This is a genomic window from Kistimonas scapharcae (assembly GCF_039540975.1).
Classification (GTDB): domain Bacteria; phylum Pseudomonadota; class Gammaproteobacteria; order Pseudomonadales; family Endozoicomonadaceae; genus Kistimonas; species Kistimonas scapharcae.
Genome location: NZ_BAABFL010000351.1, coordinates 1 through 7900, shown reverse-complemented (window position 1 = coordinate 7900; position 7900 = coordinate 1). Strand labels below are relative to the sequence as shown.

The following is a 7900-nucleotide window of genomic DNA, read 5'->3' as shown; positions in this document are numbered from 1 at the left end:
TTAATCCCGACAGATCTTCAGCTGATCAACTTAAGAAAGCGGCTTGAGTTGGGGCGACAACTATGTTGACAAACACCGACACCAGGGACATCAAACATTATCAACAACTGCCACGATTACCGCTGGCTCTTGTCCATTTCTTGGCGCAGGTTCATTATTCGTTTGTCCCAGTGTACTTCAAGGCGAGGATGCTTGTTTAGAGTCGCCCAAGGCCTTTGGAAATATATCGCCGCCATCGTCTCACGAAAGCCCAAGTGGCAACCATCCTACGACAGATGGCAACGTACCGAAAACGTCTGAGTTATCGCATGATAAATCTTCCCGGTACGTGACAATATTCGGTACGGTTGTGGAAAAACCACCGTTGTCGCTAATAATCAGTGCGTCAGCATCTCACGATGCTGACGAAGGGTGAAGTCAGATAGATTCTGTAGTAGTAAGTTTTGTTTGTGGTTAACCTGTATTTGTGGAAGCCGCCCCGGCCAATGTCCAGTAACAGTGCGTGATGAACAGGAGATTGCCCGGGAACGGTTTGCAGAGCGAGCCTAACGGCGGTGGTAGTGCTTCTGCGGTCGCAGGGCGATGGCCTGCAATGTCTGCTCCCGTGGCAACACCTGGTAGATGCTGCGATAGTAGGCCGATTCTATGGCCTCTTTATTCAGAGGGCTCATGGTCACACCGATACGCTTGAGATAGGCAACCATATGACAGAGTGTCGGTTTACCCATGGTCTTTCATCCTTACACATAAAGAAAACCCTGCTTTCGCAGGGCATCAGGCCGATTCGGGGCAATTCTTGTTGTTGACGTTTTTGTTGTTGTCAGCCCCTAAAGATGGCCATCCCTGACGGTATTATCTCTCATAAAAACCGAAGTATTATTGATCCATGGCAAGGGTAAATACTTATCGTATAGGTGTATCTGTCGAGTGAGGGGGGCGGGGCTGATAGTTAACCCTATTCGCATAAAATGCTGTTGGGTGAGTCGCAGATCATACTGCGCGATGTTGTGATGCCTCGCCGTTCAGCTGGGATTAGTCAGGCTATTTGGGGGGCGCAGGTGTTGATATCACCGGATATGAAACGTTCAGACGCTGGAGGTGAAGCCGCGATGTTGTGTGTGCGCCCTGATGATTATGTGTATTTACATGAATGTTGATAATTAAGCATGGCTTTAATTAAGCCGGGTGCATACGAATAAGACTTTGGTTGAATGGTGGTAATTTAAATCTATTTCTAAGGAGTAATACAAAGGTATTATTCGTTTTTTTATTTTTCGACGTTATTATTTCTTTTGTGATTTTATATCTATGTACAAGGAGGTATACGTTATGCCTAGAAATGGTGAACTCCCACCTATGGCTACGCAAGTTTATAGCTCCTCTTTAGAGGTAATAGATCATTTAGAGGGTAGTCGGAATCAGCCCCTGGTATTTGGTAAATTACACTTACGCCCCCTTGATGAAGATGAGCAGTCCTCTATAGAGCAGCAACAGTCGGTTTCTCATGAAAGTGAGGAATACAGCAGGCGTGTACAAAGGGAGGTGAGGTCAAAGCCTCTCGCTAAACGTATTATAAAAGTGGTTGCTAAATTTGCTCTGGCACTGAGTCTCCCTGTTATCTATGTCGTTGGATTTGCGGTAGCACCGTTTTTCTTTGCGGGAAATAGTGTTTATCAAGGAATAAGCCGTACCCCAATCAATGAGTTAACAGGTGAACGTCGTATCGATAAAGTATATTTGACGAAAAAATTCTTTAAAGAACTGGCTCTTGCAGGGATATTCTTTCCTGTTTCCTCTGCCGGGTTAACCAGAAATATTTGGCGGGCAGGCTCTCGGACTTTGGAGGAGTTTTGTCCGTCTGAGCCGAATGAATAGCTCATGTCTGTTTGATCATATGGACTTTGAGGAAGTGTAGTAAACAGCGTACCCATAAACCAACTTCACTACAGATTGGAGGTTTTATATGTGTCTATGGTGGAGAGGGTTTGGTGGGGCTCTATTGCTAAGGGAATGATTTTAACCTTCTTCATGCAAGAATAGACTTCGCAAATAAAAACAATTGTTATAGTATGCGCCACCCAAAATTTTCCAGGTAAATCCGCTTGGTTACTCTCCCATCCAATGCTTTATATACTGACCTGTCTTGCTATTACGACTTAATGTGCGCGGATATTAACTATAAGGCGCAAAGTGATTACGTACACAGGTTGCATCAATTATTCGGTAATAAGGGCAATCACCATCTGGATCTTGCCTGTGGTACGGGCCCACACATTCGACACTTTATTGATAATGGCTACCAATGCCATGGTCTCGATATCAATCTGCCAATGCTTGATCTTGCTCAGTTGCGCTGCCCTGAAGCGAGTTTTATGTTGCAAAACATGTGTGATTTTACTATCGAGCAACGCGTAGATATAATTACCTGTTTTCTCTATTCAATTCACTACAGTGACAGTATTGGAAAGCTGAAAAGCTGTATCGGCAGAGTATATGCCGCATTAAATCAGGGGGGAGTATTTTGTTTTAATGCAGTGGAAAAGAATAAGATCAACAACCATTCTGTTGTCAGGCATACGGCAGACTGTGATGACAGCCATTTTGTTTTCAGTTCAGGCTGGCACTACTGCGGGAGTGGTGAGAAACAATCGCTAAAGCTCAGTATTGAAAAGAGTACCCGGCAGGTCACTCAGTTATGGCACGACGAGCACCCAATGGTGGCGGTAAGCTTCGGTGAGCTACAGCAGCTTTTGTCGCCTTGCTTTGACGTGTATATGTTTGAGCACGATTACGACAAAATCCTGACATGGGATACGCGCTCCGGTAATGCCATCTTTGTCTGCGTAAAAAAATAAAGTAATGAGACGTCGTAAGGCGAGACACGCGAGCTACCGGACAAATTGCGCTAGGCGTATTTTCCAGTTAACCAAACAGGTGACTGGAAACTTTGTCCGGTAGAGTCCGTTTTATATTATCCGCTATGAGCACGAGAGCCAAGCATTCGCTTCAACGTCGCATCCTTGTCGAGACAATGATGTTTTAGTGCACCGGTAATATGCAGCAATACAGCACCGATGACGATATACCCTAACCAATGATGCATAGCATGGCAGAAAGCGGCAATATCGCCATTGTGTGCCAGCACCTTGCCAGGGTTTTCCGGGTCAGGGTTGCGAGGCACCAGCTCAAGCCCGAACAGATCAACACCATTGCCGCCGAATGCCGACATTAGTGTGCCAGAGACGGGCATCAGCACTGTACCAATAATGAGTATCCAGTGCATGGCTTTGGCAAGGCTCTGTTCAATGGATTTGTATTGACTGACCGGAACAGGCCAACCATTCTTTATGCGCCAGATCACTCTCATTATGACCATGGTGATGATGAGAACACCGAATGACTTATGCCATGAATACAGGCTGTAGGTTTCCGTTTCTACCATATAGACGCCGATAGCGAGCATGCCGATCATACTGACTGCCACTAGCCAGTGCAGCGCAATGGTAACGAGGCTTAAGCGGTCCGGCTTATCAGGTTGCATCTTATTCTTCCTCTTTTTTATGGAAAAAATGTTTTTATAAAGTATCCACTGCATATAGCGATTTCCGATGCTATTAGAGCATAGGTATTACTCGCTGTTGTATGGTGGTTGGTGCTTGCTTGTTGGAGGGCTGGTATTCATCAGACAAGGCGGTTAATGGGCCGGTTAAACCGACGTTATCTCATCAGGCGGCACCAAATCTTTGTGAGATGGATGCCAGATCAAGTGCGTTATGGTGATGTCTGACGCTGCATGTTTGTGATAACACAATTGCTTTTTTGGACAGTGGAGGCTGGCAGCGAGTTACAGGCTGACTAGCAGGTGTCTTTTGCAAACCTTAGTTATACATTAGTGCTGTTTCTGCCGGCGAGAACCTGGTTTTTTAAGGGGGGGGAAGGTGACAGGCAGCATCAACAGATGATACCGATAACTTGAAAGTACGACATTTGTATTCTATAGAGTGAATCTTAAGATTTTTTGCCTTAAATCATATCAGGCTCGTTTAAAATGAAATTGCGCAAAGGTGTAGGTGTTTCCCCCGATGAAATAGGCGTCAGTCTACGGCTAGACTTGTGAATATACCTTCCGTACGTAGCGCCTGATGGATGCGTGTGTTCCCGTACTCCCCTCGGTGTTTCCGAAGTCAAGCAGTATGCTGCTTGAGGAACGTATCTCTATGGACTCTCTGGCAAGGCTTTCTATGACGTCAGGTGTAGCAGCCCGGGGAGATAGCCGAAGACGTTGACATAACCAGACAATGCTAAAGCATTGACCCTGTACATTTATTCGATTTCAAATTGGAGAAGTATCGATATGAGTGGCGATATCATTAAGGTTTCAAGAAATACAGAAAATGCACCTATCAGTCCTGTATCTACACAAACGGTCGCTTTCTCCCATTACAATAACATTTCAGCACAATTACCTGTCGATCCAAGAACAGGTGACATTGTCGCGGGTGGTGTCAAAGAGCAGGCAACGCAGTGTCTGGCAAATATCAAAGCGATTGTAGAAAGTATCGATCACGTGATGGAAGACGTTGTTAAAATCAATGTTTTCCTCAAGAACATCGCTGATGTTGAGGCAGTTGACGAAGTTTATGCAACATTCTTCAAAAACTACTTCCCTACACGGACGACGCTCGCCGTTGCCGCTCTACCTTTGGACGGTGCGCTGGTTCAAATTGATGCCATTATTTCAAACGGCGAAGGTACACCTTCCCAGGCGCCTTGCGATCTCGTAAAGGTCGCTAAAAACACTGAAAATGCGCCAATGAGCCCTGTATCTACACAGACAGTCGCTTTTTCCCATTACAACAACATCTCTGCTCAATTACCGATCGACCCTAAGACCGGTGCAATGGTTGCCGGTGGTGTTAAAGAACAGACTGCTCAGTGCCTGAGAAATATCAAGAATATTCTGGAAAGCATCGACGTACCTTTTGACGATATCGTTAAAATCAATGTCTTCCTGAAAAACGCCGCTGATATTGACGCCGTCAACGAAGTTTACACGACGTTTTTCCCAGACTCTGCCATCGCCAGAACCGTAGGTTATGTTCCTGCGCGTTCCACCGTGGCAACTTCTGGTTTGCCTATGGATGCGCTGGTACAGATTGATGCGGTTGTGTCTCACGGTGACGGTACTCCTCCGCAGGAAGTTGAAGACCGTCATGGCATCGTTATCAAAGCCAACAACACGGACAATGCGCCCAAGAGTCCTTTCTATACTCAAACCGTTGCATTTTCCCATTACAACCACATTGCCGCTCAATTGCCGGTAGATCCCAAAACCAGCAAGCTGGTTGATGGTGGTGCCAAGGAGCAGGCTGGACAGTGTCTGAACAACATCAAGGCTATTGTAGAAAGCATCGGCCATGTGATGGATGATGTTGTTAAAATTAATGTCCAGGTTAAAAATATCGCAGATGTTGAGGCTGTAAACGAAATTTACACCACCTTCTTCAAGCGTGATCTGCCTGCAAGAACCACCATTGGTGTTGCTGCGATTCCTATGGATGCTCTGGTGCAAATCGATGCCGTTATTTCTAACGGTGAAGGTACTCCTCCACAGGCATAACAGGCATTAGTTTACAGGAGACTGTAAACGGTCAAGTGTCATCACCACCAAGGCATTATTTCGAGATGTCTTGGTGGTGTTTTTTATTGAGCCGAGAAAAAGTATGTCAACGTTAATTTTCGTGATAAGGAAAGTTTAGAAACGTTGTTTTTATATGATAATGAAATCTTATATATAACAAGTTAATGACTGGATATCAGCATAAATGCCTCTGTTCAGAAGGTGAATATAGTAAGAGCGGTCAGGCTTATGTGGATTCAGGTCATTAATTTCCAGTAAGCGACAGAAGATTGATAGCCAAGTCGTATTGAATCATTTTATAGGTGTTCTATTGTTAGCTGCCCTATAGTGAGCTCACAGGTTTAAGAGGTATTGGAGGAGTATCCATGTCGTTCTGGAGTACAATACCATGCTCGTTGAGTTCGCTGTGTAATTATTCGGATCCAGGATGTATTGTAGAAACCGGCGACGTTCTGTTTTATGTAACGGCCAATAAAAAAGATGGTGGAATGACCATTGGTCACACCTTGCTCGCGGCTTTAAGTAACAGTGCTTTGGTCGTTCACTCACTTGAGGAGAGCGGAGTTATATCAAGTTATTTAAATTTAACCAAATACTCCATTTGCTTTCGTTTTATTGGTGATAACAGCGCAGTCGTTAGTAATCAAGCCGTCCAAATGGCACTGTCATGGTCCCGCGGACACTATGACTATATGGGGAGCGATACGTTTGAAGATTTCAGCGCAAAAACAACTCAGGTAGTGGGATACTCAAGCGCTCGCTGGCAAACTTATCGAGGTGTCGCATCAGCGTTTGGAACTTCTACCTTTGGGAGTGGAGCCAGAGCTCGATTATCGAAATATAGAAGCAGAACCGGTAATACGCCCAAGAATGTGATTTGTTCAGAGATGGTCATACTTGCCTATCAGTTAAGTGTTGACGTTGAGGATGAACAATCCGGTTTTATCAACCTGGATGCTAAGCATTCGACGCCAGGTACGTTGGCTTCATACCTTTATCACAACCCGCATTGGCAACTTGTTGGTTCGATTTGCATGTACGGCGATTAATGGCCCGATCCCATTAGTTTGAGCGGTAAGTTTAAGGGGGGATCTTATTATTAAATTCTTCATGAACAAGGAAGGCGTTGACAGGCCATGATATGACCAGCAGAGAGCTTTACTTTGACGAAGTCATTGATCCCGGTAAAGTAGCCGGGTGCTGTACTTGCGTACCTTTTATGATGTATATCAATCCTGTAACCATTGTGTTGTGGTTGAATCAGCTTGCCCCCAGCCTGTTACGGTAAACACTTGGTCAAACGAAACCAGAGATTAGGCATGGTTTGGCTTGTATTGATATCACGCAGGCCTCTGTGGAGTAATCCGTTAAGCGTTATGTCTAGGTGATTCTGAGAAGTGATTCCAAGACTAATAATCTGACAGCTTTTGTAGTGCCTCATATTTAAGAATGGATTTTGACCTATGTTCAAACACAGCGTCTTATGTGCAGCGATTGCTACTGCCTTGTTTTCAATGCAAGCACAAGCTGCCCCTGATATCTCTCTTCAGAAAATAGATGCCGCGACGGCTATGTCGTCAAATAGTTGGCTGGAAATCAATCTGACCCAATTCCAGAAAAACATTGATGACGTTAAAGCCAAAGTCCAGTCAGACACTAAAATCTGCGCCATCATGAAGGCCGATGCTTACGGCAATGGTATCGCGGGATTAATGCCAACCATTTTAGCTAATGATATTCCCTGCATTGGTGTGACCAGCAACTCTGAGTTGTTTGTCGTGCGGGAAAATGGTTTTACCGGATCGTTGGCACGGGTGCGTTCGGCGCCGATTGCGGAAATTGAAAAAACCATCGCGTTGGATGTCGAAGAACTGGTGGGTGATATTGACCATGCCAGACAGTTGGCAGCGCTGGCCAAAAAATACAATAAAACCATGAAAGTGCACCTGGCGCTAAACCATGGCGGCATGAGCCGTAATGGTACTGACAGCATCGAAGAGGCTGTTCAAATTGGGCAGGTACCTGGTATTGAAGTGGTCGGTATTATGACGCACTTCCCCAGCTATGACCGGCAGGATGTCCTGACTAAAGCTAAGGCCTTCAAAAAGGATGCCCTGGAAATCATTGCGTATTCTGGCACAACTTGAACACCGATTCTGGTAACTCTTGAACACCCATTCTGGTAACTCTTGAACACTTTTGCTGGTTTTCCAGAATCGGTGTTCAAGTATCCAGAATTTTCTATATGACAGACCTGAT

The 7900-nt window shown here is 45.1% G+C and carries 7 protein-coding genes; 5 read left to right on the top strand and 2 right to left on the bottom strand.

Annotated features, from left to right (window positions below):
- Positions 1–545: 545 nt before the first annotated feature.
- Positions 546–728 carry a hypothetical protein gene (locus tag ABD892_RS12635; RefSeq protein WP_345196099.1) on the bottom strand — a complete coding sequence of 61 codons (183 nt, stop codon included), beginning with the start codon at positions 726–728 and terminating at the stop codon, positions 546–548.
- 601 nt (positions 729–1329) lie between these two features.
- On the opposite strand from ABD892_RS12635, the gene ABD892_RS12630 reads away from it, so the two are divergent.
- Both ABD892_RS12630 and ABD892_RS12625 read left to right on the top strand, forming a co-directional pair.
- Positions 1330–1875, top strand: coding sequence for a hypothetical protein (locus ABD892_RS12630; protein ID WP_345196098.1), 546 nt, complete (start codon positions 1330–1332; stop codon positions 1873–1875).
- Between the two features lie 284 nt (positions 1876–2159).
- Positions 2160–2855, top strand: a complete 696-nt coding sequence (locus tag ABD892_RS12625) for a class I SAM-dependent DNA methyltransferase (protein WP_345196100.1) — start codon at positions 2160–2162, stop codon at positions 2853–2855.
- Between the two features lie 116 nt (positions 2856–2971).
- On the opposite strand, the gene ABD892_RS12620 is transcribed toward ABD892_RS12625, so the two are convergent.
- A complete protein-coding gene (locus ABD892_RS12620; RefSeq protein WP_345196097.1) occupies positions 2972–3541 on the bottom strand; it encodes a cytochrome b in 570 nt (189 codons plus the stop codon).
- 813 nt (positions 3542–4354) lie between these two features.
- On the opposite strand from ABD892_RS12620, the gene ABD892_RS12615 reads away from it, so the two are divergent.
- The 3 genes from ABD892_RS12615 (at position 4355) to ABD892_RS12605 (ending at position 7788) form a co-directional block, all read left to right on the top strand.
- Positions 4355–5620: a Rid family hydrolase gene (locus ABD892_RS12615; RefSeq protein ID WP_345196096.1), complete on the top strand. Its 1266-nt coding sequence runs from the start codon at positions 4355–4357 to the stop codon at positions 5618–5620.
- Between the two features lie 386 nt (positions 5621–6006).
- Entirely contained in the window at positions 6007–6690 is a 684-nt protein-coding gene (locus ABD892_RS12610) for a hypothetical protein (RefSeq protein ID WP_345196095.1), read from the top strand.
- Positions 6691–7155: 465 nt separating this feature from the next.
- Positions 7156–7788, top strand: a complete 633-nt coding sequence (locus ABD892_RS12605) for an alanine racemase (RefSeq protein WP_345196094.1) — start codon at positions 7156–7158, stop codon at positions 7786–7788.
- Positions 7789–7900: the final 112 nt, after the last annotated feature.